30 protein-coding genes are annotated in these 23,879 nt (G+C 59.2%); 17 read left to right on the top strand and 13 right to left on the bottom strand.

The features are described 5' to 3' along the window. The first annotated feature begins 41 nt into the window (after window positions 1–41). Window positions 42–449 (top strand): hypothetical protein, encoded by a 408-nt coding sequence (locus ACYZTU_RS11505; protein ID WP_461970208.1) that lies wholly within the window; start codon window positions 42–44, stop codon window positions 447–449. A 128-nt stretch (window positions 450–577) separates the two neighbouring features. On the opposite strand, the gene ACYZTU_RS11500 is transcribed toward ACYZTU_RS11505, so the two are convergent. After that, on the bottom strand, window positions 578–1,609 hold the full coding sequence (locus ACYZTU_RS11500; protein ID WP_461970206.1) for a lysozyme inhibitor LprI family protein: 1,032 nt from the start codon (window positions 1,607–1,609) through the stop codon (window positions 578–580). A gap of 66 nt (window positions 1,610–1,675) precedes the next feature. Here ACYZTU_RS11500 and ACYZTU_RS11495 point away from each other — a divergent pair, with 66 nt between their 5' ends. After that, complete coding sequence (locus ACYZTU_RS11495) at window positions 1,676–1,894, top strand: hypothetical protein (protein ID WP_461971007.1); 219 nt, start codon at window positions 1,676–1,678, stop codon at window positions 1,892–1,894. A 43-nt stretch (window positions 1,895–1,937) separates the two neighbouring features. Here ACYZTU_RS11495 and ACYZTU_RS11490 read toward each other — a convergent pair whose 3' ends face one another. From ACYZTU_RS11490 to ggt, 3 genes are all read right to left on the bottom strand, one after another. Next, window positions 1,938–2,501, bottom strand: a complete 564-nt coding sequence (locus ACYZTU_RS11490) for a flagellar biosynthesis protein (RefSeq protein ID WP_461970204.1) — start codon at window positions 2,499–2,501, stop codon at window positions 1,938–1,940. Window positions 2,502–2,741: 240 nt separating this feature from the next. After that, window positions 2,742–3,275: a cysteine hydrolase family protein gene (locus tag ACYZTU_RS11485; protein ID WP_461970202.1), complete on the bottom strand. Its 534-nt coding sequence runs from the start codon at window positions 3,273–3,275 to the stop codon at window positions 2,742–2,744. Between the two features lie 69 nt (window positions 3,276–3,344). Next, window positions 3,345–5,072 (bottom strand): gamma-glutamyltransferase, encoded by a 1,728-nt coding sequence (ggt, locus tag ACYZTU_RS11480; protein ID WP_461970200.1) that lies wholly within the window; start codon window positions 5,070–5,072, stop codon window positions 3,345–3,347. A gap of 150 nt (window positions 5,073–5,222) precedes the next feature. Between ggt and ACYZTU_RS11475 the strand changes: the two genes are divergently transcribed. After that, the gene (locus tag ACYZTU_RS11475) at window positions 5,223–5,738 is read left to right on the top strand and encodes a methylated-DNA--[protein]-cysteine S-methyltransferase (protein WP_461970198.1); all 516 of its coding nucleotides are present in this window, start codon (window positions 5,223–5,225) and stop codon (window positions 5,736–5,738) included. An 8-nt stretch (window positions 5,739–5,746) separates the two neighbouring features. Here ACYZTU_RS11475 and ACYZTU_RS11470 read toward each other — a convergent pair whose 3' ends face one another. Together ACYZTU_RS11470 and ACYZTU_RS11465 are read right to left on the bottom strand one after the other, a co-directional pair. Then, window positions 5,747–6,340 (bottom strand): NUDIX domain-containing protein, encoded by a 594-nt coding sequence (locus ACYZTU_RS11470; RefSeq protein ID WP_461970196.1) that lies wholly within the window; start codon window positions 6,338–6,340, stop codon window positions 5,747–5,749. Between the two features lie 61 nt (window positions 6,341–6,401). Next, window positions 6,402–6,839 carry a hemerythrin domain-containing protein gene (locus ACYZTU_RS11465; protein ID WP_461970194.1) on the bottom strand — a complete coding sequence of 146 codons (438 nt, stop codon included), beginning with the start codon at window positions 6,837–6,839 and terminating at the stop codon, window positions 6,402–6,404. Between the two features lie 151 nt (window positions 6,840–6,990). On the opposite strand from ACYZTU_RS11465, the gene ACYZTU_RS11460 reads away from it, so the two are divergent. Beyond that, window positions 6,991–7,419 carry a GNAT family N-acetyltransferase gene (locus ACYZTU_RS11460; RefSeq protein WP_461970192.1) on the top strand — a complete coding sequence of 143 codons (429 nt, stop codon included), beginning with the start codon at window positions 6,991–6,993 and terminating at the stop codon, window positions 7,417–7,419. Between the two features lie 5 nt (window positions 7,420–7,424). Here ACYZTU_RS11460 and ACYZTU_RS11455 read toward each other — a convergent pair whose 3' ends face one another. Continuing rightward, a complete protein-coding gene (locus tag ACYZTU_RS11455) occupies window positions 7,425–7,775 on the bottom strand; it encodes a hypothetical protein (protein ID WP_282377726.1) in 351 nt (116 codons plus the stop codon). Window positions 7,776–7,936: 161 nt separating this feature from the next. Between ACYZTU_RS11455 and ACYZTU_RS11450 the strand changes: the two genes are divergently transcribed. The 9 genes from ACYZTU_RS11450 to ACYZTU_RS11410 all read left to right on the top strand — a co-directional run bounded on the left by ACYZTU_RS11450 (window position 7,937) and on the right by ACYZTU_RS11410 (window position 12,812). After that, window positions 7,937–8,185: a hypothetical protein gene (locus ACYZTU_RS11450; RefSeq protein ID WP_008154823.1), complete on the top strand. Its 249-nt coding sequence runs from the start codon at window positions 7,937–7,939 to the stop codon at window positions 8,183–8,185. Between the two features lie 20 nt (window positions 8,186–8,205). Continuing rightward, window positions 8,206–8,535 (top strand): DUF6388 family protein, encoded by a 330-nt coding sequence (locus ACYZTU_RS11445; RefSeq protein WP_461970190.1) that lies wholly within the window; start codon window positions 8,206–8,208, stop codon window positions 8,533–8,535. Window positions 8,536–8,570: 35 nt separating this feature from the next. Beyond that, window positions 8,571–9,275, top strand: coding sequence for a YoaK family protein (locus tag ACYZTU_RS11440; RefSeq protein ID WP_461970189.1), 705 nt, complete (start codon window positions 8,571–8,573; stop codon window positions 9,273–9,275). Window positions 9,276–9,340: 65 nt separating this feature from the next. Then, window positions 9,341–9,733: a sulfurtransferase complex subunit TusD gene (gene tusD, locus ACYZTU_RS11435; protein WP_282377723.1), complete on the top strand. Its 393-nt coding sequence runs from the start codon at window positions 9,341–9,343 to the stop codon at window positions 9,731–9,733. A gap of 1 nt (window position 9,734) precedes the next feature. Next, complete coding sequence (gene tusC, locus ACYZTU_RS11430; RefSeq protein ID WP_461970187.1) at window positions 9,735–10,097, top strand: sulfurtransferase complex subunit TusC; 363 nt, start codon at window positions 9,735–9,737, stop codon at window positions 10,095–10,097. Further along, a complete protein-coding gene (tusB, locus tag ACYZTU_RS11425; RefSeq protein ID WP_461970185.1) occupies window positions 10,097–10,390 on the top strand; it encodes a sulfurtransferase complex subunit TusB in 294 nt (97 codons plus the stop codon). Before tusC ends, tusB begins: the two co-directional genes overlap by 1 nt. Beyond that, entirely contained in the window at window positions 10,387–10,722 is a 336-nt protein-coding gene (locus tag ACYZTU_RS11420; protein ID WP_461970183.1) for a TusE/DsrC/DsvC family sulfur relay protein, read from the top strand. Before tusB ends, ACYZTU_RS11420 begins: the two co-directional genes overlap by 4 nt. Beyond that, the gene (locus ACYZTU_RS11415; RefSeq protein ID WP_461970181.1) at window positions 10,719–11,720 is read left to right on the top strand and encodes a glycosyl transferase family protein; all 1,002 of its coding nucleotides are present in this window, start codon (window positions 10,719–10,721) and stop codon (window positions 11,718–11,720) included. The genes ACYZTU_RS11420 and ACYZTU_RS11415 overlap by 4 nt, the downstream gene beginning before the upstream one ends. Window positions 11,721–11,810: 90 nt before the next feature. Next, entirely contained in the window at window positions 11,811–12,812 is a 1,002-nt protein-coding gene (locus ACYZTU_RS11410; protein ID WP_461970179.1) for a glutathione S-transferase family protein, read from the top strand. Window positions 12,813–12,916: 104 nt separating this feature from the next. Here the strand turns inward: ACYZTU_RS11410 and cysG are convergent, their stop codons facing one another. The 6 genes from cysG to ACYZTU_RS11380 form a co-directional block, all read right to left on the bottom strand. Beyond that, window positions 12,917–14,311: a siroheme synthase CysG gene (gene cysG, locus ACYZTU_RS11405; protein WP_461970177.1), complete on the bottom strand. Its 1,395-nt coding sequence runs from the start codon at window positions 14,309–14,311 to the stop codon at window positions 12,917–12,919. Next, complete coding sequence (gene serS / locus ACYZTU_RS11400) at window positions 14,312–15,592, bottom strand: serine--tRNA ligase (protein WP_461970175.1); 1,281 nt, start codon at window positions 15,590–15,592, stop codon at window positions 14,312–14,314. Between the two features lie 15 nt (window positions 15,593–15,607). Then, entirely contained in the window at window positions 15,608–15,982 is a 375-nt protein-coding gene (crcB, locus tag ACYZTU_RS11395) for a fluoride efflux transporter CrcB (RefSeq protein ID WP_461970173.1), read from the bottom strand. Next, window positions 15,982–17,304, bottom strand: a complete 1,323-nt coding sequence (locus ACYZTU_RS11390) for a replication-associated recombination protein A (protein ID WP_461970171.1) — start codon at window positions 17,302–17,304, stop codon at window positions 15,982–15,984. The genes crcB and ACYZTU_RS11390 overlap by 1 nt, the downstream gene beginning before the upstream one ends. 33 nt (window positions 17,305–17,337) lie before the next feature. Further along, a complete protein-coding gene (gene lolA / locus ACYZTU_RS11385; protein ID WP_449644690.1) occupies window positions 17,338–17,961 on the bottom strand; it encodes an outer membrane lipoprotein periplasmic chaperone LolA in 624 nt (207 codons plus the stop codon). Between the two features lie 80 nt (window positions 17,962–18,041). Then, window positions 18,042–20,444, bottom strand: coding sequence for a DNA translocase FtsK (locus tag ACYZTU_RS11380; RefSeq protein WP_461970170.1), 2,403 nt, complete (start codon window positions 20,442–20,444; stop codon window positions 18,042–18,044). Window positions 20,445–20,750: 306 nt separating this feature from the next. On the opposite strand from ACYZTU_RS11380, the gene trxB reads away from it, so the two are divergent. The 4 genes from trxB (at window position 20,751) to infA (ending at window position 23,549) form a co-directional block, all read left to right on the top strand. Further along, the gene (trxB, locus tag ACYZTU_RS11375; RefSeq protein WP_461970168.1) at window positions 20,751–21,710 is read left to right on the top strand and encodes a thioredoxin-disulfide reductase; all 960 of its coding nucleotides are present in this window, start codon (window positions 20,751–20,753) and stop codon (window positions 21,708–21,710) included. A 64-nt stretch (window positions 21,711–21,774) separates the two neighbouring features. Then, the gene (gene aat / locus ACYZTU_RS11370; protein WP_461970166.1) at window positions 21,775–22,455 is read left to right on the top strand and encodes a leucyl/phenylalanyl-tRNA--protein transferase; all 681 of its coding nucleotides are present in this window, start codon (window positions 21,775–21,777) and stop codon (window positions 22,453–22,455) included. 56 nt (window positions 22,456–22,511) lie between these two features. Next, the gene (locus tag ACYZTU_RS11365) at window positions 22,512–23,219 is read left to right on the top strand and encodes an arginyltransferase (protein ID WP_282377706.1); all 708 of its coding nucleotides are present in this window, start codon (window positions 22,512–22,514) and stop codon (window positions 23,217–23,219) included. A 111-nt stretch (window positions 23,220–23,330) separates the two neighbouring features. After that, window positions 23,331–23,549, top strand: coding sequence for a translation initiation factor IF-1 (infA, locus tag ACYZTU_RS11360; protein WP_002553999.1), 219 nt, complete (start codon window positions 23,331–23,333; stop codon window positions 23,547–23,549). The last annotated feature ends 330 nt before the right edge of the window (window positions 23,550–23,879 follow it).

Genomic DNA, 23,879 nt, shown 5'->3' with positions numbered 1-23,879 from the left:
ATGCTTGGTAGCCTCTGAATCCCCATTGAAAAGGAGTTCGAATGAAAACGGATTGGCAGCAAATTCGAGAAATGATGAACACTGTCATCGACAGCTGTGAGCAGATCGAAGCGGCAGGTTACTGCGAAGAGCATCGCGCCGCGACCGTGGCTATCAAAGGCGTCGAATACTCCGTTCAGGAGTTCTTGATCAGTGCCTGGACACTGCCTGAGAACATTCGCTATCAGATTATTCGTGAACGGCATGAGGCCGGGAGTAACCTCCCTAACGTACCGGAAGCAGCTCGTATTCTGGTTGCCATGGCGCAGGCTTGCGCAGAGTTGGTCGGGGCTTACGACGTTGCTCCCGCCAAGAAAGCCATTGAAGGGATGAATCATTGGTACAAAACGTATGCGGTGCCTCATGTGACGACAGCTATTAAGCGCGTAAAGAGCCAACCTGACGCGTAGCGCAGAACCAGTGCCGATAAAGTGCTGGCAACTCTACGTGATGTGGTGAGCGCTTTTTTGACTGAGCTGATCGAGATTTTCGGGGCAGCGTAAGCGTTAACCGGCGCAAGCCCCCCACAATTATCGGCTCAAGGCATCAAGTCCAGCGGTAACGTCTCGTCTTTCGCTCGCTCGTCGTACCAACGCTTCAATGACTCAGGCAAGCGACCTTTCCAGCCCGGTACGTTGGTGTAGTAACGAGCCCTTAAATGGCTCTGCTGATCGGTCACCACCAGTAGCAGCCAGAATCGGCTATCCGGTGCGCTCGCGAAGATCGCAGCGTTGATCGAGCCTAAACCGCGTATCCACATTTCCGTGACTTGCGCCCCCGGCAAGTCGCTCGACGTGTCGCCTGTCACCCTCGAACTGCTACTCGCCACCAACCGCGGATAGTCGTCCTTGAGCAATTTCCGTAGCGCGTCATCTTCCTGCCGTGTGCGCACCAAGCCCACGCTGAGTAAATCGTTGTCCAGAGCCAAAGACTGTTCCGACGCCACATAACGTCCGGCGTAATACACGCCCATGCCGGCGCCACAATCGGCAGCCTCGCCGCTCTGTGAAACGTCGAGTACACCGTTGATGGCTTTGAAATCCAGGGTGCAGGCCCCCTCGGCGTAACGCGCCTGAGTGCCGTCGAGTGTCGCGATGCCGTCCAGCTCGCCCATGTTGGCGCCGTTCATGGCCGAAACGTCGAACGTAATGTGAGTTGAATCCTTGCGTTGGGTTTTCAACTCGGCCCCCGTCGAAACGCCCCACGGAATCAATTGCCAAGAGGCGTCCCACGTAAATGGCGTGGCAGCGTGGCCAAGTTCAACGAGGCGCATCTGGTACTGCTGACGCAGACAGCTGATGTTGTCAGCGCATTGATTGCGTTGTTTCAGCCACTGGCGTTGATCCGCCTTCAGCGCCTTGGGATCGGCGACCTCAGGCAGCGTCGAACTCCAGAGTGCGCCCAGTTTGCGGTCAAGATCCGAGGTGTAGGGATCCGCACAGATGGCTTTTTCGCTGACGTTGGCGGCGCTGTCGCAGTTGAAGCTGCTGGCGTGGGCAGCTGCGGACAAGAAGACAGGCATCAACAGGAAAGCGTAAGGGGTCTTGAAACGAGAAAACGTTGAGAGCATCGACAGATTCCATTCTATGGGCGCCACCAGTATGCCCAAGTCCATGAGCGCGGGCATTTGAAAACGATGGATCGGTGGTGCTTTGCAACCCGGCGCTCGCTCGCCACACACGTGGTGGCTGACGGGTTGGATCAGCGTTACTGGGATCTGGAAGTTGAAGGGCAAGTCATCACGCTGCATCTGGAACACTGCCTGGGGATCATGCTGCTGGTAGAGGACGCGGGCCCCGACTGGGTGGCCTCCAAGCGTTTTCAGGTGGTCGTGCGGCGGTTGCAGACAGAGTGAATTAAAACCGGCGCCTTGCGGGCGCCGGTTGTATTTTCAGTGCTTAGAGATTTTTTGCCATCGTCTCGGTGATGGCTTTTAAACCTTGTTGGGTGCTTTCCTTCCAGTCGTTTTCGGTGACGACCTGCACGCCTTCGCGGTTCTGTTTCACTATTTCGACAGCCGGGGACGCGTTGCCTGTTTCCACTTTCAGGTGAAGCTTGTTGTTCACGCCTACTGTGAGGAAACCTGGCGACATCCACGACCAGAACTCAATGACATGCACGGTGACGGCTTGGGTATCGGCTGTCTTTTCACCGCTCTGGACGACGCGATAGCCCGCTTGGCCATAGGCCGCGGCAATGCTCTTGGCGATCAGGCTGCTGAGCTTGGTGCCTTCTGGCAACAACACGTCACCCAGCGCCATGCCATAGCCGTTGCGTTTACGGGCGATAGCACGCTCGGTGATGGTCTTGTCGGTGATTTCGCCATCCTTGAGGGACGGGATCTCGGGGATTTCAGGTTTGAGCTCGAAGCGGCGCTCGTCGAGCACCGTGATAGCGACTTTCTGGCCATTGCCGTTGGCGACTTGAGGTGCGTCTACGCCGACTACCGAACGACTGGTCACTCACCCGAACAAGGCGGTCGTAGCCAACAACAAGCAGGCGAGTTTCAGGTGTTTCATGACGACTCCGGTCATTGTGATCCGTCCAATTTACGATTCAGGAAGGCAAGCGGGTTTCGCGCGCCCTGCACTGTCGAGCCCCGATGTAAAAACCGGGGCTTGCGAGGGCATTAAGTGAATCGGCAGTGCGGCAGGAATCGTGAGAGAGGGGACACGATTTTTGCTTAAAGGATTAAGCCGCCTTTAAACGCGGATTTCGCTGGTCGGGGTAACGTCGATTCGCGCCACGGGCCCCGTCAAGTGCGCCAGGTCTGCGTTGTGCTCAGCAATAATGTCCTGAGCGGCAAGGTTGCCGTTGTCGACGGTGGAATGCGCGTCGGCGGCGAGCACCACGTCATAACCCAGGTTCAGGGCCTGGCGGACGGTAGCGTTGACGCAATAGTCGGTTTGCAGGCCGCAGATGATCAGGCGGTCCGTGCCCTGGTCTTGCAACAATGATTGCAAGTGGGTTTGGTAGAACGAATCTCGAGTGGTTTTGCGCAGGCGCAGGTCCAGTGGCGAAGTCACCAGGCTGTCTGCCAGTTGCCAACCTTCGGAGCCGTGTTGCAGCAGACCACCCTTTTCTTCGTGCTGGATGAGGATGACCGGAACACCGGTCTCTCGAGCCTTGGCACTGAGGTCGTTGATGCTCTCGATGACGCGCTTGATATCAAAACATTCGTACTCGCCGGTGCACAGGCCGTGTTGGACGTCGATGATCAGCAATGCAGTGGCCATGGGTTCCCTCCTGATAAGTCGGTGGATTAGGAGACGGAAACTAGATCCGTCTCCTTCAAAACACAACCCTCAATAACCGAGCGACAACCCGGTATTACGTCGCGGGTCGTTCGCCCCATAGAAGCGGTTTTTGCCCACCGGTTTGCCTTCCAGCGAAGGCGCGCCGACCAGAATCGCCGCCACATGGTTGGCGTCCTGTGGCCCGGCAAACTTGTGCCCCCAGCTTTCAAGCATCTTCACCGTATCGGGACTGGTGGTGAAGGTCTCCAGGTTGGTCTCTTCCGGCAACCACTGCTGGTGGAAACGCGGTGCATCGACCGCTTCCTGGATGTTCATGCCGTAGTCGATCACGTTGAGGATGGTCAGCAAGGTCGCGGTGATGATCCGGCTGCCGCCGGGGGTGCCGACGACCATTACGACTTTGCCGTCCTTGGTGACGATGGTCGGGCTCATGGACGACAGCGGTGCCTTGCCGGGAGCGATGACATTGGCCTCCCCTTGCACCAGGCCGTACATGTTCGGCACGCCGATTTTCGAGGTGAAGTCATCCATCTCGTCGTTGAGAATGACCCCGGTTTTGCTGGCCATGACGCCGGCGCCGAACCAGTCGTTCAGGGTGTACGTCACCGAGACCGCGTTGCCCCACTTGTCGACGATGGAGTAATGGGTGGTGTTACTGCCTTCGTGTGGCGCTACGCCGGGTTTGATCTCGCGGGACACACCGGCCTTTTGCGGGTCGATGGCGGCGCGGATTTTGGTCGCGTAGTTTTTATCCAGCAAGTGGGCGATCGGGTTTTTCACGAAATCCGGGTCGCCGAGGTAGCTGTTGCGATCCACATAGGCGTGGCGCATCGCTTCGATCTGATAGTGCATGCTCTGGGCCGAGTGATAGCCCAGGTCTTTCATTGGGTAGCCTTCGAGGATGTTCATGATCTCGCAGATCACCACGCCACCAGAGCTTGGCGGTGGGGCCGAGACGACGTGGTAGCCGCGGTAATCGCACTCGATCGGGGCCAGTTCACGGGTCTTGTATTTGTCGAGGTCGGCCTGGGTGATGATGCCCTTGTTAGCCTGACTGGAGGTGACGATGGCGTCGGCCACCCAGCCTTTGTAGAAGCCGTCTTCGCCCTTTTCGGAAATTTCCAGGAGGGTTTTGGCCAGATCCTTCTGCACCAGTTTTTGCCCCACCTGCATCGGCTCGCCGTTGCTCAGGAAGATCGAGCCGGAATCGCGCATGTCCTTTTTGAAGACGTCGGTGGCGTATTCCAGCAACTCGACATCGCCCTGCTCCAGCTCAAAACCGTCTTCGGCGAGCTTGATGGCCGGGGCGATGACTTCCTTGCGGGGTTTGGTGCCGTATTTCGACAGCGCCAGTTCCATCCCGGACACGGTGCCCGGCACGCCGACCGCCAGATGGCCACGGGTGCTCAGGTCAGGGACGACGTTGCCCTCCTTGTCGAGGTACATGTCTGCGGTGGCGGCCAGCGGTGCTTTTTCGCGGAAGTCGAGGAAGGTCTTGCGCCCGTCCGCCAACTGAATGGTCATGAAACCGCCGCCGCCCAAGTTGCCCGCCGCGGGATAAACCACCGCCAGCGCGTAACCGACGGCTACTGCGGCATCGACGGCGTTGCCGCCGTTCTTGAGCACATCCACGCCCACATGACTGGCCAGATGCTGGGCGGTGACGACCATGCCGTTTTCTGCCGCGACCGGCGCCACGGAGGCCGAGTAAGCACTGAGGCAGCTGAGCGCCAACGAGGTCGCAATCAGCGATTTGGCAAAAGGTTCGAACTTCATGAGTCGGTCTCTTTTTGTTTTTAGGCTCTGTACAAAAACAGAGGGAAGGCTTCAAGAGCAGAGGCAAGTATGGCTGGGATTGCGTATTGCGCCTCCCCGTCGAGGCAGTATGCTTGCCCTCAGTTCAGCACTTTTGCGGAGTCCACCGGCATGAGTTACACCTTCACCACCCTCGCATCCCCGGTGGGCGAATTGAAACTGGTCGCGAACGGCTCACGACTGGCAGCCATCCTCTGGGAAAACGACAAACCCGGCCGTGTGCGACTTGGGCCGATGAGCGAGGCGCCGGATAATCCGATCCTTATGCGCACCGCTCAGCAGTTGCGGGAATACTTTGCGGGCACACGCAATCGATTCGACCTGGAGTTAGCGTTTGCCGGGACGGAATTTCAAAAGAAGGTCTGGGCGGCGCTGCTGACCATTCCATTTGGTGAGACACGTAGCTATAGCGAGATTGCCAGGCAGATCGGTAATCCCAGTGCGGTTCGGGCGGTGGGAGCCGCGAATGGCAAGAATCCGATTTCAATTGTGGCGCCGTGTCATCGGGTGATTGGCGCTTCGGGGAAGTTGACGGGGTTTGCCGGGGGGCTTGAGGCGAAGGAGAGGCTGCTGATGCTTGAAGGTTGCGAGTGGTCAGGCCTCAGCAGGACGGGGGAATTGTTTTGATTTAACGCTCAAGCGTCGGAGAAGATGTTTTTCATCGCCGCATACTGCAACAGCATGATGGTCTTCGCATCGCAGATGTCCCCGCGATAAAACGCCTCAAGCGCGTCGTCGAACTTCCACTCCAGCACTTCCAGCTCCTCGGTCTCCTCCTCCAGTCCGCCGCCATCACTGACCTTAGACGCGGCATCGTACTCAGCGATGAAGAAGTGCAGTTTTTCAGTCACCGAGCCGGGGCTCATGTAGGCCTCGAACACCTTGTGCACGTGGTGCACGCGATAACCGGTTTCTTCCTCCGCTTCTTCGCGGATGCGCTCTTCAGGCGCCGCACCTTCAAGCAGCCCTGCTGCCACTTCGATCAGCAAGCCATCGTGGCCGTTGACGAACACCGGCAATCTGAATTGCCGGGTCAGCACGACGGTTTTCTTTTCACGGTTGAACAGCAGAATCGCCGCGCCATTACCACGGTCGTAGACCTCGCGGGTCTGGCGCTGCCATTCGCCGTTGTTGCGCAGGTAATCGAAGGTGATTTTCTTGAGCAGGTACCAGTCGCGGGACAACACCTGGGACTCGATGAGGTTGACCCGCTCGGCTGTGTTCGACATGACAACGCATCCCTTTTTTCGTCGGAAGGCGCACATGTTAGGCGAAAACGAAAGCCTGGCGCTAAGAAAGCTGGGCCTTGTATTCCTTCACATATTGCCCCGCCAGCGTCTCTTTCTGTTTGTCGTCGAGTAGCTTGCCGGCCATTTGGAAGAACTTCTGCTCTTCCTCTTCCATGTGGTGATTGACCTTCTCGGCGAGCTTCTTCGCGGCGGCCAGCCAAGCCGGACTGGACATCTCGGTCTCATCCAGCGTTTCCATCATTTCGTCCATCTCGTGATGTTCGGCAATCGCATGGCGGCTGAGGTCGACGCCGTTATCGAACTCCATCAGCGGGATGTAGAAATGGCGCTCTTCAGCAGTTTCGTGGGCCTGAAGTTCGGACTTGAACCGCTTGTAAGCCTCGACCCGCTCGGGGGTGTCCCCGCTGGTCTGGATCAGCGCATCGGCGTAGGTGCGTTGGCGGTCGTGGCTTTCGCGCAAGGCTTCAAAAATATTCACGGATTGTCCTCATAGGCCGCGTTCTGGAATGACGCTGTTTAGGCTAGACATCTGCACGATGGCGAGGGTTCCGCCTCAGGGGCTGGAACAACGACCGCTGACCGCGATAGGCTTGAGGCTGTTGTCCACTCAGACCATAAGGAAATAGCTGATGACCCTGCGAATCGAGCAGTCGCAAAACCCCACGGATGCCGAGGAACATGCACTCGTGCTGCCGTTGCGTGCGTATAACGCCTCAAAGGCCGGCGTCACGGTGCCGGAGCCGATTGCCTTGCTGGTACGCGACGACAACGACGAAATCCTCGGCGGGCTCTATGGCCGGGTGTTTTACCAGTGGTTATACATCGAGTTGCTGTCGGTACCGGAACAGGCCAGGGGACAAGGCATGGGCACGAAACTGATGCAAATGGCCGAAGACCTTGCACGGGAAAAGGAATGCATCGGGGTCTGGCTCGACACCTTCGACTTCCAGGCGCCGGCGTTCTACAAGAAACTCGGCTACAGCGAGTTCGGGCAGATCGCTGACTATCCGCCGGGTCACAAGCGCTTCTTTTTCCAGAAGCGCCTGATCAATAGCTGAGCGGCTTACAAGCAGGTCGCCAACGCCGCCAGTCGACGCTTGGCCACAAAGTCGTCACGTTGCGCGTAATAATTCAGCACGGTTGCGGAAGCGTCAGTCGTCACGTCCACAAAGGACTCTGCCGAGCGCGTGTAAACGGTGGAACCACCCTTTTTGCCAGGCTGCAAATACGCGCCCGCATCGACCCCGAACACCGCCTCGTCCTGCCAGGAAAACTGCACACACTGGGCGACGACTTTTTCCGGTTTGTCCGACGTCAGGGTTTTGTACGGGGTTCCAGTGCGGGCATCGTTCATCGCCGAGCCGGCGCATCCCGCCAGCAACGTTACGGCCAGCGCCACCATCAGAATTCGCATTGCGTTCGCTCATCAAGAAAAAGCGGACTGTATCACCGCGGCACGGCGTATCGTTCTGCTTTACTTCATTTATACCGCGACACCGCGTGACGATTCGCGCACCCTGTCGCGCCATTAACGCCGCATCGCCCATTTTTCCGGGCTCATTTTTTGGAAAGGCCATGACACCCAACGCCGAATATTACAAACCGACCGCTGAATATGCCGACAAGCTGATCAGCCAGATCGGTCAGACGCCGTCCTGGATTGCCAAGCGAATTGGCGTCACCGACAAGCGGATTCGTTACATCCTCGACGGCGAAAGAACCGTCAAAGGTGAAACCACGCCGATTCAAATGACCTATCCCGAGCAGTTTGCCCTTGAGTGCCTGGCAGCAGCGGCCAAGGCCAGCAAGAAGCAATCTTCGTAACCCGGCCTCAAGGAGCGACCATGGCGGCAACCGAACAGCAACACGAGCAAGCGCTGAAGAAGTTTCTCGATGAGCGCCCTGAACTGCGCGTCGAGCTCGACAACCTCAATCCTCTGTTGGCTCAGGCCAAGGGCGAGACCGCTGCGCAGTACCGCGAGGAACGCTTGCATGAAGCCTTTGAAGCCGAGGCCGAGCACCTGGGGTTGTTTGCCTGGGAACTGACGCTGCAACTGACCGCGGCGACGGCCGAGGACTATCAGGCACAACGCTTGGAAGTGCACAAGGAAGTGGCCGAGATGGCCGGCATGGACTGGCTGGAGTATTGCGAGTTATATGGTTTGAGTAAGTGACCATCACGGTCGCTGCCTGAGGACGACCTTCGCTGATGTTGCCATCCCTTTCAACTGACCGCGCCAGTCCAGGCCACCTGCATACCCGGAAATGGCGCGGACGCATCGGCATGTTGCTGGTGGCCAGCCTCTCGGTGCTCGCAGGCATGACCGATGCCATCGGCTTCATGGCCAGCGGCGATTTCGTCTCGTTCATGAGTGGCAACACTACCCGCCTGGCCGTGGCGATCAGCGATGGCGACCTGGGCCTGACCTTGCGCCTGATGATACTCGTTGGCACCTTCGTCCTCGGTAACGCCTTGGGTATTGTCGTCAGCCGCCTCGGCGGTCGCCGGGCGCTGCCCTTGCTGCTGTGCATCGCCACGCTGCTGTGTGGGGCTGCGGCTTGGCCTTATGAGGAACAATTGCCGGCGTTGCTGGCGGCCATCATTGCCATGGGCATGCTCAATGCCGCCGTCGAGGAAGTGAACGGTCTGCCGGTCGGCCTGACCTACGTCACCGGCGCCCTGTCGCGCTTCGGCCGTGGGCTGGGACGCTGGATGCTTGGCGAACGTCGCAACGGTTGGCGCGTGCAACTGATCCCCTGGAGCGGGATGTTTGCTGGCGCGGTCATCGGCGCCGTGCTGGAACATCACTTGGGGCTCAGGGCCCTGTTTGTCAGCGGGCTGCTGGCCGGCGCCATCGGGCTGCTGTCGCTGAAAATTCCGCGGCGTTGGCAGTTGGGGTATATGCCGCGCTGAAACGCCCTTCGCCGCCCCGGCGATAAAGCATTATCATGGCCGCAGTCTTGCTGATCGAGTCCGTCATGAAGTTCGCCATCGCGCTGTTTTCCGCCGCCCATGCGCCCTCCTCGCGCCGCGCCTTGCTGTTCGCTCAGGCCGCCCTGGCTGGCGGGCATGAGATTGTCCGGCTGTTTTTCTATCAGGACGGCGTCTACAACGCCTCCGCAAGCGTGGTCACGCCGCAGGATGAGCTGGATTTGCCCAAGCAATGGCGCAACTTCGTTACCGAGCATCAACTGGACGGTGTCGTGTGCATCGCCGCGGCCCTGCGCCGTGGTGTGTTGAACGAAGAAGAAGCCGGACGCTATCAGCGTGAAGCCGTTGCAGTAGGCGCGCCGTGGGAATTGTCCGGCCTCGGCCAGTTGCATGACGCGGTGCAGGACGCTGACCGTCTGATCTGTTTCGGAGGCGCGTGAGATGCCTAAATCCTTGCTGATTATCAGCCGTCAGGCGCCATGGTCCGGACCGAGTGCGCGGGAAGCGCTGGACATCGTGCTGGCCGGTGGTGCGTTCGATCTGCCGATCGGCCTGCTGTTTCTCGATGACGGCGTGTTTCAGCTCGCCGCGAAACAGGGCGCCAAGGCCCTCCAGCAGAAGGACCTGAGCGCCAACCTGCAAGCCTTGCCGATGTTCGGTGTCGAAGACCTTTTCGTCTGTGGCGCCAGTGCTGCAGAACGGGGTCTGGACCCGGCCGGTTTAGCGCTGGAAGAAGCCCAAGTGCTGGCCGCACACGAAATCACCGCACTTATTGACCGTTACGACCAGGTGATTACCCTCTGATGTCGACTTTGCATGTGTTGTCTCATTCCCCGTTCGGCGACGATCGCCTGACCAGTTGCTTGCGCGTGATCGGCACTGGCGATGCGCTGCTGCTGTGCGGCGACGCGACCTACGCGTTGCAACCTGGCACCGCGCCTTTCAGCACGCTGAGCGCCCGCAGTCTGAAACTGTTCGTGTTGGCCGAAGACGCTCAGGCCCGCGCGCTGCAATTGCCTGACTGGGTCAAGGCCATCGATTACCCGGCCTTCGTCGAGCTGTCGATTCACTACGACAAGGTCAACAGCTGGCTATGAACTCCCTGACGGTCGGCGCGCGCGCCATCGAGTTGGACAAGGACGGTTTCCTGATCGAACTGTGCGACTGGTCCTTTGAGGTGGCCAGCGCCCTGGCAGCCGCCGAAGACATCGAATTGAGCCCCGAACACTGGGAGATCCTCGAACTGCTGCGCAGTTTCTACGCCGAATTTCAGCTATCGCCGGCCACCCGTCCGCTGATCAAGTACACCGCGTTGAAGCTGGGCCCGGACAAGGGCAACAGCCTGCACCTGAACCGACTGTTCAAAGGCACCCCTGCCAAACTCGCCGCGAAACTGGCGGGCCTGCCCAAACCGACGAATTGCTTATGACCGATTACCCAGCGCTGACCCTCGAAACACCCGCCGAACACCCGTTCGCCCCGTTCGTGCGCATCCTCGGCAAAGGCAAACGCGGCGCTCGCGACTTGACCCGCGAGGAAGCCCGCGAAGCGATGGGCATGGTGCTCGACCACAAGGTCGAAGACACCCAACTCGGCGCCTTCCTGATGCTGTTGCGGCACAAGGAAGAAAGCGCCGAGGAGATGGCGGGCTTTACCGAAGCGTTGCGCGAACGTCTGAATTCTCCAGCGCTGGCAGTTGATCTGGACTGGCCGACGTATGCCGGCAAGAAACGTCATCTGCCGTGGTATCTGCTGGCGGCCAAGTGCCTGGCGCAAAATGGTCTGCGCATCTTCATGCACGGCGGCGGCGCGCACACGGCGGGTCGGCTGTATAGCGAACAGTTGCTGGATGAGTTGAAAATTCCGTTGTGCCGCGACTGGCAGCAGGTGGGTGTGGCGCTCGATAACGGCGGTCTGGCCTTTATGCCGCTGGTGGATTGGGCGCCGCAACTTCAGCGCATGATCGACCTGCGCAACACCCTGGGCCTGCGTTCGCCGATCCACTCCCTGGCGCGAATTCTCAATCCGTTGGGTGCTCGCTGTGGCCTGCAAAGCATTTTCCACCCTGGTTACCAGGCCGTGCATCGCGATGCCAGCGGCTTGCTCGGCGACACCGCGATCGTGGTGAAAGGCGACGGCGGCGAAATCGAGATCAACCCGGACGCCGACAGTCATCTGTACGGCACCACGGGCGGCGAAAGCTGGGATGAGGAATGGCCGCAACTGTCGAGCCAGCGCCACGTCAAACCGGCCGCGCTCGATCCCGGACACCTGAAAGCCGTGTGGCGTGGCGACGTAGTCGACAGCTACCCGCAAATGGCGCTGATCTCGACCATGGCCCTGGCCTTGCGGGGCCTCGGCCAATCCCGCGAACACGCCTTCGAAACCGCCCAGCAATACTGGGATGCTCGGGACAGATTGATTTAACCGATCATAAGCGCCCACCCTTTGCGCTTTTTTATCGAACCTATGCGAATAGACTCCTCTCCAACGCTTATTGGTTGAGGAGTCTTGAACATGGGTTTGTTGGTTGAAGGTCGCTGGCATGACCAGTGGTACGAAAGCAGCAAGGATGGCGCGTTCCAGCGTGAACAGGCGCAGCGTCGCAACTGGCTGACCGCTGACGGCAAACCCGGCCCGACCGGTGTCGGTGGCTTTGCGGCCGAGGCCGGGCGCTATCATCTCTATGTGTCCCTCGCCTGTCCGTGGGCTCACCGCACGCTGATCCTGCGCAAACTCAAAGGACTCGAAAGCCTGATCGATGTGTCAGTGGTCAGTTGGCTGATGCTGGAAAACGGCTGGACCTTCGACCAGAACCTCGGATCGACCGGCGACAAACTCGATCACTTCAATTTCATGCATCAGCGCTATACCGCTGATACCGCCGACTACACCGGCCGCGTCACGGTGCCGGTGCTTTGGGATAAACAGCAGAATCGCATCGTCAACAATGAATCGGCGGAGATCATCCGCATGTTCAATGGCGCTTTCGATGATTTGACGGGTAATGACCTGGATTTCTACCCGGCGCCGCTACGGGGTCAGATTGACGCGTTGAACGAACGGATTTATCCGGCGGTGAACAACGGCGTGTACCGCGCAGGATTTGCCACGTCGCAGAAGGCGTATGAAGAGGCGTTCGACGAGTTGTTCGAGGAGCTTGATCGGCTGGAACAGCTGTTGGGCGCCAATCGTTACCTGACCGGCGAATACCTGACTGAAGCTGATATTCGGTTGTTCACCACGTTGATTCGCTTTGACGCGGTGTATTACGGGCACTTCAAGTGCAACCTGCGGCGGATTGCCGATTATCCGAACCTGTCGAACTGGCTACGGGAGATTTATCAGTGGCCGGGGATTGCCGAGACGGTGGATTTCGAGCACATCAAGCATCACTACTACGCCAGCCACAAGACCATCAACCCAACAGGGGTTGTGCCGAAAGGGCCGGCGCAGGATTTCGCGGCACCGCATGATCGGGAGCGGTTGAGCGGGAAAGGGGTTTGGCAGAGGCATTAAAATCAAAAGATCGCAGCCTTCGGCAGCTCCTACAGGATTATGCGATCCCTTGTAGGAGCTGCCGAAGGCTGCGATCTTTTCCAACAGGCAACACACTTCTCAAATCAAACTTGCGCCTGAGCCCCTTCAAACCACGCCAGTTTCTCGCGCAACTGCACCACTTCCCCAACGATCACCAGCGTCGGCGCATGCACCTCATGTTCCGCCACCAGCCGTGGAAGGTCCGCCAAAGTTCCGGTAAACACCCGCTGATTGACGGTGGTGCCCTGTTGGATCAACGCCGCCGGCGTATCCGCTGCGCGACCATGCTTGATCAATTGCTCGCAGATGATCGGCAAGCCCACCAACCCCATGTAAAACACCAGGGTTTGCGCTGGCGCAACCAGGTCGGCCCACGGCAAATCGGTGGAACCGTCCTTCAGGTGCCCAGTGACAAAACGCACCGACTGCGCGTAATCGCGGTGCGTCAGCGGAATCCCGGCATACGCCGCGCAACCGCTGGCCGCCGTGATACCCGGCACCACCTGAAACGGGATGCCATGGGCCGCCAGTTCTTCGATCTCTTCACCGCCACGACCGAAGATGAACGGATCACCGCCCTTCAACCGCACGACCCGCTTGCCTTGCTTGGCCAAATCCACCAATTGCTGGTTGATCTGATCCTGGGGCACGGAGTGATCGGCGCGACGCTTGCCGACGTAAACCCGTTCAGCATCGCGACGGCACAAATCCAGAATCGCGGGCGCCACCAAGCGGTCATACAGCACCACATCAGCTTGCTGCATCAGGCGCAAGGCACGGAAGGTCAGCAGGTCGGGATCACCCGGGCCGGCGCCCACCAAATAGACTTCGCCCGTTGCACTCGGTGCTTCACCAGCAATTTTCGCCAGCATCAAGCGCTCGGCTTCGGCGCCCTGCCCGGCCAGTTGACGATCGGCAATCGGGCCCTGGAACACGTCTTCCCAGAACGCCCGACGCTGCTGCACATCCGGGAACAGGCGTTTGACCTGGCTGCGGAAACGCGCCGCCAGACCGGCCAATTGACCGTAGGTGGAAGGAATCCAGGTCTCCAGTTTGGCGCGGATCAACCGCGCCAGCACCGGCGCGTCGCCGCCACTCGATACCGCAATGATCAAAGGGGAACGGTCGACGATCGCCGGGAAGATCACGCTGCACAAGGCCGGCGCATCCACCACGTTTACCGGCACGCAACGCCGATGGGCATCGGCGGAGACTTGCGCGTTCAGCGGTTCGTCGTCGGTGGCGGCAATAATCAGCCCGCAACCGTCCAGGTCCGCTTCGACATAGCCACGCACCAAACATTCGCCACCGCTGCCGGCAACCAGCTCACGCAGTTGCGGCTCGATTTCAGGTGCGACCACCCGCAGCAGCGCACCGGCTTCGGCCAGCAGGCGGGATTTGCGCAAGGCAATCTCCCCTCCGCCGACGACCAAGACACGACTGCCGCGAAGGTTATGAAACAGCGGCAGATAGTCCATTTAGCCGATGACCTCAAGGCCACCCATGTACGGTTTCAGCACGTCCGGCACACGGATCGAACCGTCGGCTTGCTGGTAGTTTTCCAGCACCGCCACCAGCGTACGACCGACCGCCAGGCCGGAACCGTTCAGGGTATGAACCAGTTCAGGCTTGCCGGTTTCCGGGTTGCGAAAACGCGCTTGCATACGACGGGCCTGGAAGTCGCCGCAGTTGGAGCACGACGAAATCTCGCGGTATTTGTCCTGGCTCGGGATCCACACTTCCAGGTCGTAGGTCTTGACCGCGCTGAAGCCCATGTCGCCGGTGCACAGTGCAATAGTGCGATACGGCAGCTCGAGCAATTGCAGGACTTTCTCGGCGTTGGCAGTCAGGCCTTCGAGCGCGTCCATCGAAGTCGATGGCTCAACGATCTGGACCATTTCAACCTTGTCGAATTGGTGTTGACGGATCATGCCGCGAGTATCGCGACCCGACGCACCGGCTTCGCTGCGGAAGCACGGCGTGTGCGCAACGAACTTGATTGGCAGCAGTTTCGAATCGACGATTTCGCCCGCGACGATGTTGGTGAGCGACACTTCAGCAGTCGGGATCAGGTACAGATCGGCTTCGCCTTCGCGGCTGATCTTGAACAGGTCTTCTTCGAACTTCGGCAGTTGACCCGTGCCTTGCAGCGCCGGCGCTTGAACCAGATAAGGTGTGTAGGCCTCTTCGTAACCGTGTTCGCTGGTGTGCAGGTTGATCATGAACTGCGCCAGAGCGCGGTGCATTCGAGCAATCGGACCACGCAACAGGGCGAAACGGGCACCGGACAGCTTGGCGGCGGTTTCGAAGTCCAGCCAGCCGAATTTCTCGCCCAGGGCCACGTGGTCCTGAACCGGGAAATCGAACGCCGTCGGGGTGCCCCAGCGGCGCACTTCGACGTTGCCGTCCTCGTCATCACCGATTGGCACGGATTCGTGTGGCAGGTTCGGGATACCGAGCAGGATCGAGTCCAGATCGGTCTGGATCCCGTCCAGCTCGACTTTACCGTCACTCAACTCGTTCGCCATGCGCTCGACGTCAGCCATCAGCGGGGCGATGTCTTCGCCACGCTGCTTGGCCTGACCGATGGATTTGGAGCGCGCATTACGTTCAGCCTGCAGTGCTTCGGTGCGGGTCTGGACGGTCTTGCGCTGTTCTTCCAGCGCTTCGATGCGCGCAACATCCAGCTTATAGCCACGGGATGCCAGGCGGTCCGCTACGTCCTGAAGGTTGCTACGTAACAGTTTGGAATCGAGCATGTCGGTCTCTCGTTATCAAAGTTTGGTCAAGGACAGGCCAGCCCAAGTAGCGAGCAGCCCGCCGAATACGCTGATGGCAGCATAGCCCAGGGCCAGCGGCATTTGCCCGGTTTCCAGCAGGCGCACCGTATCCAGTGAAAAGGATGAAAAAGTCGTCAGCCCCCCAAGGAAGCCGACCATCAACCCGGCGCGCACCGCAATCGGCACCTCCGGGCGGATTAAAAACAGACCGTATAAAACGCCGATCAGCAAACAGCCGACGATATTAACGGCCAGCGTCGCGGTATAGAAGTGCCGCGGCCAATTAGCGTTGATCCAGTTACCGGTGGCAAAGCGCAAAAGCGTTCCGGCGATACCGCCCACAGAAACGGCAACGATCAAAGGAATCACTATTTTCTCCGCTGCCGCGGGCTGAGACGGTCAAGTTGCGCGAGGTGATTGAGTTTCTCGCCGATCTTCAGCTCCAGGCCACGGGGCACCGGTTGATAGAACGGTTGTGGTTCGAGCTCCTCCGGGAAGTAGTCTTCGCCAGCGGCGTAAGCGTCCGGCTCATCATGCGCGTAACGGTATTCGTCGCCATAACCCAGTTGCTTCATCAATTTGGTCGGCGCGTTGCGCAGGTGCAACGGCACTTCCAGCGAACCGTGTTCGGTGGCGCTGCGCATGGCGGCTTTGAAACCCATGTACACCGCATTGCTTTTCGGCGCGCAAGCCAGATAGGTGATGGCCTGGGCCACCGCCAATTCACCTTCAGGACTGCCGAGGCGTTCCTGCACTTCCCACGCCGCCAAGCACAGGCTCAGGGCGCGGGGATCGGCGTTGCCGATGTCTTCGCTGGCCATGCGCACCACGCGCCGGGCCAGGTACAGCGGATCGCAACCGCCGTCGATCATTCGGGCGAACCAGTACAGCGCGCCGTCGGGATTGGAGCCGCGCACCGACTTATGCAGCGCGGAGATCTGGTCGTAGAACGCTTCGCCGCCCTTGTCGAAACGCCGACGGGTATCACCGAGCAGACTTTGCAGCAGGTCGACGCCGATCTCGTTGTTGTCTTCAGCCAGGTCCGAGGCGTTTTCCAGCAAGTTCAGCAGACGCCGGCCATCGCCATCGGCAGCCGACAGCAGCATCTGGAAGCCTTCATCGCTGAGGGTCAGTTGCCGCGTGCCCAAACCACGCTCTTCGGTGAGGGCTCGATGCACCAGCTTACGCAGGGCCGCTTCGTCGAGGCTTTTGAGCACGTAGACGCGGGCCCGTGAGAGCAGCGCGTTGTTGAGTTCAAACGAGGGGTTTTCAGTGGTCGCGCCGATGAAAATCAGCGTGCCGTCTTCAACGTACGGCAGGAACGCATCCTGCTGGGACTTGTTGAAACGGTGCACTTCATCGACAAACAGGATGGTCCGCTTGCCGTACTGCCCGGCCTGCTGCTTGGCGATTTCCACCGCCTGGCGGATTTCCTTTACACCGGCCAACACCGCCGAAACCGTTTCGAAGTGCGCGTCCGAGACTTCCGCCAGCAGCCGCGCCAGGGTGGTTTTGCCCACGCCCGGCGGCCCCCAGAAGATCATCGAGTGCAGGGCACCCTGCTCCAGGGCTTCGCGCAAAGGCTTGCCGCGAGCGAGCAGGTGTTCCTGACCGACGTACTCGTCCAGATTGGCTGCCCGCAAACGGGCGGCCAGGGGTTGAGCAATCGGGGCACTGCGAAACAGGTCCATCACTACTTATGAAACCTCACTGGATGCTGCGTCTTATTCCTGGATCACATCGGCACCCTTCGGGATGTCGAACTTGAACTTTGACGCCGGAATCGGCTCGTTGGCCTTCACACCGGTGAACAGGATATTGGTGCGCTGGCCGACGCTGTCGATCAATTGCATGTCATTGACCAAGCCATTGCGGAACGACAGACGCAGGCTGTCGAACAGGGTGTCCTTGGTTTTCGGCTTCAACGTGAAGTCGATCACGCCACCGGCTTCCTTGGCGCTGATGTCGAAGCTCTGGCTGATCTTGGACACGTCACCGGACAGCAGCAGTGCCGGGGTCTGAGTCAGGCGCTGGTCGAGGTTCTTGATGGTGACCTGTTCAAGGTCCGGGTCCCACAGGGAAACCTTCTTGCCATCGGAGACCATCAACTGCTCTTGCGGTGCGTCGGTGTGCCAGTAGAACAGGCCAGGACGCTGCAGGGACATTTGACCCGCCGTTTCCTGCAACCGGGTGCCACTGCCGTCGAGGGTCAGCTGCGAGAATCGCGCGGTCAGGGTCTGGGATTTTTCCAGCAATTGGGTCAGACGCGCCACGTCCTTGTCATCGGCGTGGGCCGAAAGCGTGGTCAAAGCCAGTACCGGCAGCAACAGCATGCGGATAAGACGCATGGGAGTCCTCATAACATTCGTGGGAGTTCGGGCGGCGCATCACTGCGCCGCCGCTTTTCAATTCAGGTCAGCAAATCAAATCAGTCGCGCACCGGGCCTGGAGCCAGGACTTCACGCGAACCGTTGGTATTCATGGATGTCACGACCCCGGCCATTTCCATGGCTTCGATCATGCGCGCGGCGCGGTTGTAGCCGATTTTCAGCTTGCGCTGAACCGCAGAGATGGACGCACGACGGCTTTCCAGTACGAACTGCACCGCTTCGTCGTAGAGCGCATCGGATTCACTGTCGTCATCGCCGCCGCTGCCGCCTTCAAAGCCGCTACCGGGCTCTTCGACACCCGCAAGGATCTCGTCGTTGTAATCCGGCGCGCCACGCAGTTTCCAGGCTTCGACCACCCGGTGAACCTCGTCATCGGACACGAAGGCACCGTGGACACGGATCGGCAGACTGGTGCCAGGCGGCATGTAGAGCATGTCACCGTGGCCCAACAGTTGTTCGGCGCCACCCTGGTCGATGATTGTTCGCGAGTCGATCTTGCTCGATACCTGGAACGCCATACGGGTCGGAATGTTGGCCTTGATCAGACCGGTGATCACATCAACCGACGGACGCTGGGTCGCAAGGATCAAGTGGATACCGGCAGCACGGGCCTTCTGGGCAATACGGGCGATCAGTTCTTCAACCTTCTTGCCGACGATCATCATCATGTCGGCGAATTCGTCCACCACCACGACAATGGTCGGCAGCTTGGTCAGCAGCGGCGCTTCGTCGTGAATGTTTTCGCGCTTGTACAGCGGATCGGTCAACGGCGTGCCGGCGTCCTGGGCTTCCTTGACCTTGGCATTGAAGCCCGACAGGTTACGCACGCCCATCTTCGCCATCAGTTTGTAGCGACGCTCCATCTCCGCCACGCTCCAGCGCAGGGCGTTGGCCGCGTCCTTCATGTCGGTCACGACCGGGCACAGCAGGTGCGGAATGCCTTCGTAGATCGACAGCTCAAGCATTTTCGGGTCGATCATGATCAGCTTGGCGTCTTCCGGGCCAGACTTGAACAGGATCGACAGGATCATCGCGTTCACACCTACCGATTTACCGGAACCCGTCGTACCGGCTACCAGCAAATGGGGCATTTTTGCCAGATCGGTGATGACCGGCTTGCCACCGATGTCGTGGCCCAAGGCCAACGTGACCGGCGACTTGAAGTTATCGTACTCAGGCGTCGACAGCACTTCGGAGAAGCGCACGATCTGGCGATCTTCGTTAGGAATTTCGATACCAACGGTGGTCTTTCCTGGAATCACTTCGACCACACGCACGCTGGTCACGGCCAGGGAACGTGCCAGGTCTTTCGCCAGATTGGAGATGCGACTGACCTTGACGCCTGCCGCTGGCTGGATTTCGTAACGGGTAATGACCGGGCCTGGGTGAATTGAATCCACCGAGACTTCGACGCCGAACTCCTTGAGCTTGATTTCCAGCAAGTGGCCGACCGCAGCCAGGGATTCAGGCGAATAATTGAGTTGTTTCTTTTCTGCAGGGTCGAGAATCGAGATCGGCGGCAAGGTGCCTTCGACGGCGCTGTCTACGAACAGTGGCGCCTGTTTCTCTTTTTCCACGCGCTTGCTGGGAGCCGCTGGCTTGGGCGGAGCTGGCGCAATGACCGGCGGCACCTGCTTCTCGCGGTCGGACATGTGCTTGCTCAGCGCTTGCTCACGCTCGATCAAGCGTTCCTTGACCTTGGCCTGCTCGCGCTTGTCGGTGACGGTCGGCGCCACCACGGCATGGACGCGGTCGTCGACTTCACGCAACTGAGCGACCAGTTGCTTGCGTTCTGTGCGGGCGGCCCACCAGCGATTGGCCGCACCCTGGAACAATTCGAACAGGTCGAGGGTGATCTTGCCGGTGAGGTCCATCACCTTGAACCACGACAGGTCGGTGAACACCGTCAGGCCAAACAGGAACAACGCGATGAGCAACAGCGTACTGCCCTGAATATTCAGGGCGTTCCTGGCCAGATCGCCAAGGCTTTCGCCTAAAGCGCCGCCAGCGCCGGCCGGCAGACCGGTCGCGGCGTGGAAATGGATATGGGCCAGGGCGGCGCCCGACAGCACCAGAAACACCAAGCCGATCAGGCGCCAGGAGAACAGCCAGCCGCTCCACTCCCACTGCTCGTGGCGTTGACGGAAGATTTGATAAGCCTTGATCGCCAGCAACAGCGGGAAGATGTAGGCGAAGTAACCCAACACCATGAACAGGATATCGGCGCTGTAGGAGCCGACCGGTCCGCCGAAGTTCTGCACATCGTCGATCTTGCTGTTATGGCTCCAGCCCGGATCGTCCTTGCCGTAGGTCAACAAGGCCATCATCAGGAACAGGCACAAGCCGCCGATGGCGATCAATGCACCTTCCTTGAGCCGGTAGTGCAAGTGCTGGCGCCAGAGCGGAACGACTGTTTTTGGAGCTGCGGTGGATTTCTTCAAAACGCTTCTTTTCCTGCGCCCATGGCGCGTCCATCTGTTGAGTGACTATAAAAAACTGCCCAATCCAGGCAGGTAAAAAAGTTAACAGGCGCAACTGAGACTACTTTTAACACTACGCTCCGGCTTTTATAAACACGGCGCGCACTGCTTTTTTATTTCAAACACTGTAACAGGCAGGCATTGTACGGGTTTGTTCGTCCGATGCCATGCTTGAAACCCAAGGTGTAGCATAGCCAACAGCACATGACTCGCGGTTCAATTTGAGCATGCATTCTCTTTTGTGACAAAGGCTTATGAGGTGTTTTTATGAGCGAAGCGAAGCATTCCCGCCTGATCATTCTGGGTTCCGGCCCTGCTGGTTACAGCGCAGCCGTTTATGCCGCCCGCGCCAACCTCAAACCCGTTGTCATTACCGGCATGCAGGCAGGTGGCCAGCTCACCACCACCGTCGAAGTTGACAATTGGCCCGGTGATGTCGAAGGCCTCACCGGCCCGGTCCTTATGGAACGCATGCAAAAACACGCCGAGCGCTTTCATACAGAGATCGTTTACGACCACATCCACACTGCCAAGTTGCAACAGCGCCCGTTCGAACTCATCGGCGACAGCGGCACTTACACCTGTGACGCGCTGATTATCGCCACCGGCGCCTCGGCGCAATACCTGGGGCTGCCATCGGAAGAGGCATTTGCCGGCAAAGGGGTTTCGGCCTGCGCGACGTGCGACGGTTTTTTCTACCGCAATCAGGTAGTCGCGGTCGTTGGCGGCGGCAATACGGCGGTTGAAGAAGCGCTGTACCTGTCGAACATCGCCAAGGAAGTCCACCTGATTCACCGGCGCGACAAGTTGCGCTCGGAGAAGATCCTCCAGGACAAGCTCTTTGAAAAAGCCGCCAACGGCAATATCCGCCTGCACTGGAACCAGAATCTGGATGAAGTGCTGGGCGATGCGAGCGGCGTTACTGGCGCCCGCCTGCGGGACAGCCGCACTGGTGAAACCAGTGAATTGTCGCTGGCCGGCGTGTTCATTGCTATCGGCCACAAGCCCAACACCGACTTGTTCGAAGGCCAGCTGAAAATGCGTGACGGCTATCTGCTGGTCAAGGGCGGCAGCGAAGGCGATGCTACCAGCACCGAAATCAAAGGTGTGTTTGCCGCCGGCGACGTCGCCGACCACGTTTATCGCCAGGCCGTGACCTCCGCCGGGGCCGGTTGCATGGCCGCGCTGGACGCCGAGAAGTATCTCGACGACATTCCAGTCGTTTGACGGCACACTTCAGGGTGGGCCCACCCGCCCGCCACTGCCCTCCACTTCTGTAAGCCCGGATGCCATGCTGACTTGGTTACAACGCAACACCCTGACCTTCCCGCCCCTGGAAAAAGCCATGCGCGATCCCAACGGGCTGTTGGCCGCGGGCGGCGATCTGTCCGCCGATCGTCTGATTCAGGCCTATCGCCACGGCTGTTTTCCGTGGTTCTCGGAAGGCCAGCCGATTCTCTGGTGGTCGCCGGATCCACGCACCGTACTGTTTCCCGACGAACTGCATGTCTCGCGCAGTCTGAACAAACTGTTGCGCCAGCAACGCTATCAAGTGACCTTTGATCAGGATTTTGCCGCGGTCATCCGCGCCTGCGCCGCGCCACGGGATTACGCCGACGGGACCTGGATCACAGAGGCGATGCAGAACGCCTACCTCGAGCTGCACAAGCGCGGGTACGCCCATTCGGTGGAAGTCTGGGACCGGGATGAACTGGTCGGCGGGCTCTATGGCCTGGCGATGGGTCAGCTGTTTTTCGGCGAATCCATGTTCAGCCGCGCCGACAACGCCTCGAAATATGGCTTTGCCTCACTGGTCCGACATCTGAAAGACTCAGGCGTTGTGCTGATCGACTGCCAGATGCCTACCGATCATCTGCACAGCCTCGGCGCCCGAGCGATTCCACGCAGCGATTTTGCCGACTACCTTGCGCAGCATCTGGATCAACCCAGCCGTGCAACCTGGGTTTGCTGAGCGACTTTTGCGCGCGTGGCTTACACTTAATTCAAAAGCTATCCCGAGGGTTGATCATGACCGAGTTGGCGCGCTTGAAGTTCTATGCCACTCAGCCCCACTCTTGCAGTTATCTGCCCGAGGAACAGGCCACAACCCTGTTTCTCGACCCTAGTCAGCCCATGGATGTGCATGTCTACGCAGACCTGTCTGAAATGGGTTTCCGTCGCAGCGGCGATCATCTTTACCGGCCCCATTGCCAGAATTGCAACGCGTGCGTGCCGGCGCGAATCCCTGTGGCGCAATTTGAGCCCAACCGTCAGCAGAAACGCATCTTCAAGCGCAATGCCGACTTGCAGATACGTCCCGCCAGGCCAGGGTTCAGCGAAGAGTATTTCAACCTTTATCAGCGCTATATCGAACAGCGTCACGCCGATGGCGATATGTACCCGCCGAGTCGCGATCAGTTTGCGACGTTCCTGGTACGTGACTTGCCGTTTTCCCGGTTCTACGAATTTCGCCTCGAAGGACGACTGGTGGCAGTGGCCGTCACCGACTTACTGCCGAACGGTCTGTCGGCGGTTTATACCTTCTACGAGCCCGCTGAAGAACGCCGCAGCCTGGGGCGCTATGCGATTCTCTGGCAAATCACCGAGGCTCAGCGTCTGGGGCTGGAAGCCGTCTATCTGGGCTATTGGATAAAAAACTGCAAAAAGATGAGTTACAAGACGCAATATCGTCCTATCGAACTGCTGATTAATCAGCGCTGGGTCATCCTGAACTAGAGCAAGCCGTAAACCCCTTGGCTTAAACCCCATTTTTCGGGCACAATGCACGCCGCTTTTGCCTGGCGCAGTTGCACCGGGCCATTCATTGGACACCGAGGGCTTTACTGCATGTCGAAAGAAGACAGCTTCGAAATGGAAGGCACTGTCGTCGACACCCTGCCCAACACCATGTTTCGTGTGGAGTTGGAAAATGGGCACGTCGTAACCGCGCATATTTCCGGCAAGATGCGCAAGAACTACATTCGTATTCTTACCGGTGACAAGGTGCGCGTCGAGCTGACGCCCTATGACTTGAGCAAAGGGCGCATCACTTACCGCGCTCGCTAATCAAGTCAATACAAAACGCCCGGTTTATGCCGGGCGTTTTTGTGTCTGCGGTTTGGTGGGGGCTCTTTAGTTTTTGGTGTATATCCGTTGCTGCGGTTAGGGCTTCTGGCGGTTTCGCTCTTACAGCGACTCACTTTTCCAAACGCCGGAATGCCGGCCCAGCGAAAAGTAAGCAAAAGGCTTCGCCCCGGCGTACGGCGCCTCGCTAAAGCTCCGCGTTCCCTCGCTACGGTGTCCATCAGGGGGCATCGCCTCCGGTCTGCTTCGCGACGACCTCCTCTCGATGTGTGCGGCTCCGCCGCACGGCGCTACGCGCCTAACCCCCTGATG

It is taken from the genome of Pseudomonas sp. HLT2-19-2 (assembly GCF_054898005.1).
Note: the sequence above shows the minus strand (reverse complement) of the source record. Positions and strands in the feature narration are given on the sequence as shown.

Bases quoted from the DNA above. Each gene is read 5' to 3' on its own strand.
- tusB (WP_461970185.1), top strand. From the start codon at position 10,097: ATGTCGACTTTGCATGTGTTGTCTCATTCCCCGTTCGGCGACGATCGC.
- ACYZTU_RS11500 (WP_461970206.1), bottom strand. From the start codon at position 1,609: ATGCTCTCAACGTTTTCTCGTTTCAAGACCCCTTACGCTTTCCTGTTG.
- ACYZTU_RS11420 (WP_461970183.1), top strand. From the start codon at position 10,387: ATGAACTCCCTGACGGTCGGCGCGCGCGCCATCGAGTTGGACAAGGAC.
- tusD (WP_282377723.1), top strand. From the start codon at position 9,341: ATGAAGTTCGCCATCGCGCTGTTTTCCGCCGCCCATGCGCCCTCCTCG.
- ggt (WP_461970200.1), bottom strand. From the start codon at position 5,072: ATGAAGTTCGAACCTTTTGCCAAATCGCTGATTGCGACCTCGTTGGCG.
- lolA (WP_449644690.1), bottom strand. From the start codon at position 17,961: ATGCGTCTTATCCGCATGCTGTTGCTGCCGGTACTGGCTTTGACCACG.
- serS (WP_461970175.1), bottom strand. From the start codon at position 15,592: ATGCTCGATTCCAAACTGTTACGTAGCAACCTTCAGGACGTAGCGGAC.
- ACYZTU_RS11505 (WP_461970208.1), top strand. From the start codon at position 42: ATGAAAACGGATTGGCAGCAAATTCGAGAAATGATGAACACTGTCATC.
- ACYZTU_RS11455 (WP_282377726.1), bottom strand. From the start codon at position 7,775: ATGCGAATTCTGATGGTGGCGCTGGCCGTAACGTTGCTGGCGGGATGC.
- ACYZTU_RS11485 (WP_461970202.1), bottom strand. From the start codon at position 3,275: ATGGCCACTGCATTGCTGATCATCGACGTCCAACACGGCCTGTGCACC.
- ACYZTU_RS11390 (WP_461970171.1), bottom strand. From the start codon at position 17,304: ATGGACCTGTTTCGCAGTGCCCCGATTGCTCAACCCCTGGCCGCCCGT.
- ACYZTU_RS11445 (WP_461970190.1), top strand. From the start codon at position 8,206: ATGGCGGCAACCGAACAGCAACACGAGCAAGCGCTGAAGAAGTTTCTC.
- ACYZTU_RS11495 (WP_461971007.1), top strand. From the start codon at position 1,676: ATGGATCGGTGGTGCTTTGCAACCCGGCGCTCGCTCGCCACACACGTG.
- ACYZTU_RS11365 (WP_282377706.1), top strand. From the start codon at position 22,512: ATGACCGAGTTGGCGCGCTTGAAGTTCTATGCCACTCAGCCCCACTCT.
- ACYZTU_RS11410 (WP_461970179.1), top strand. From the start codon at position 11,811: ATGGGTTTGTTGGTTGAAGGTCGCTGGCATGACCAGTGGTACGAAAGC.
- infA (WP_002553999.1), top strand. From the start codon at position 23,331: ATGTCGAAAGAAGACAGCTTCGAAATGGAAGGCACTGTCGTCGACACC.
- ACYZTU_RS11450 (WP_008154823.1), top strand. From the start codon at position 7,937: ATGACACCCAACGCCGAATATTACAAACCGACCGCTGAATATGCCGAC.
- ACYZTU_RS11440 (WP_461970189.1), top strand. From the start codon at position 8,571: ATGTTGCCATCCCTTTCAACTGACCGCGCCAGTCCAGGCCACCTGCAT.
- tusC (WP_461970187.1), top strand. From the start codon at position 9,735: ATGCCTAAATCCTTGCTGATTATCAGCCGTCAGGCGCCATGGTCCGGA.
- trxB (WP_461970168.1), top strand. From the start codon at position 20,751: ATGAGCGAAGCGAAGCATTCCCGCCTGATCATTCTGGGTTCCGGCCCT.
- ACYZTU_RS11475 (WP_461970198.1), top strand. From the start codon at position 5,223: ATGAGTTACACCTTCACCACCCTCGCATCCCCGGTGGGCGAATTGAAA.
- ACYZTU_RS11470 (WP_461970196.1), bottom strand. From the start codon at position 6,340: ATGTCGAACACAGCCGAGCGGGTCAACCTCATCGAGTCCCAGGTGTTG.
- aat (WP_461970166.1), top strand. From the start codon at position 21,775: ATGCTGACTTGGTTACAACGCAACACCCTGACCTTCCCGCCCCTGGAA.
- ACYZTU_RS11415 (WP_461970181.1), top strand. From the start codon at position 10,719: ATGACCGATTACCCAGCGCTGACCCTCGAAACACCCGCCGAACACCCG.
- ACYZTU_RS11460 (WP_461970192.1), top strand. From the start codon at position 6,991: ATGACCCTGCGAATCGAGCAGTCGCAAAACCCCACGGATGCCGAGGAA.
- cysG (WP_461970177.1), bottom strand. From the start codon at position 14,311: ATGGACTATCTGCCGCTGTTTCATAACCTTCGCGGCAGTCGTGTCTTG.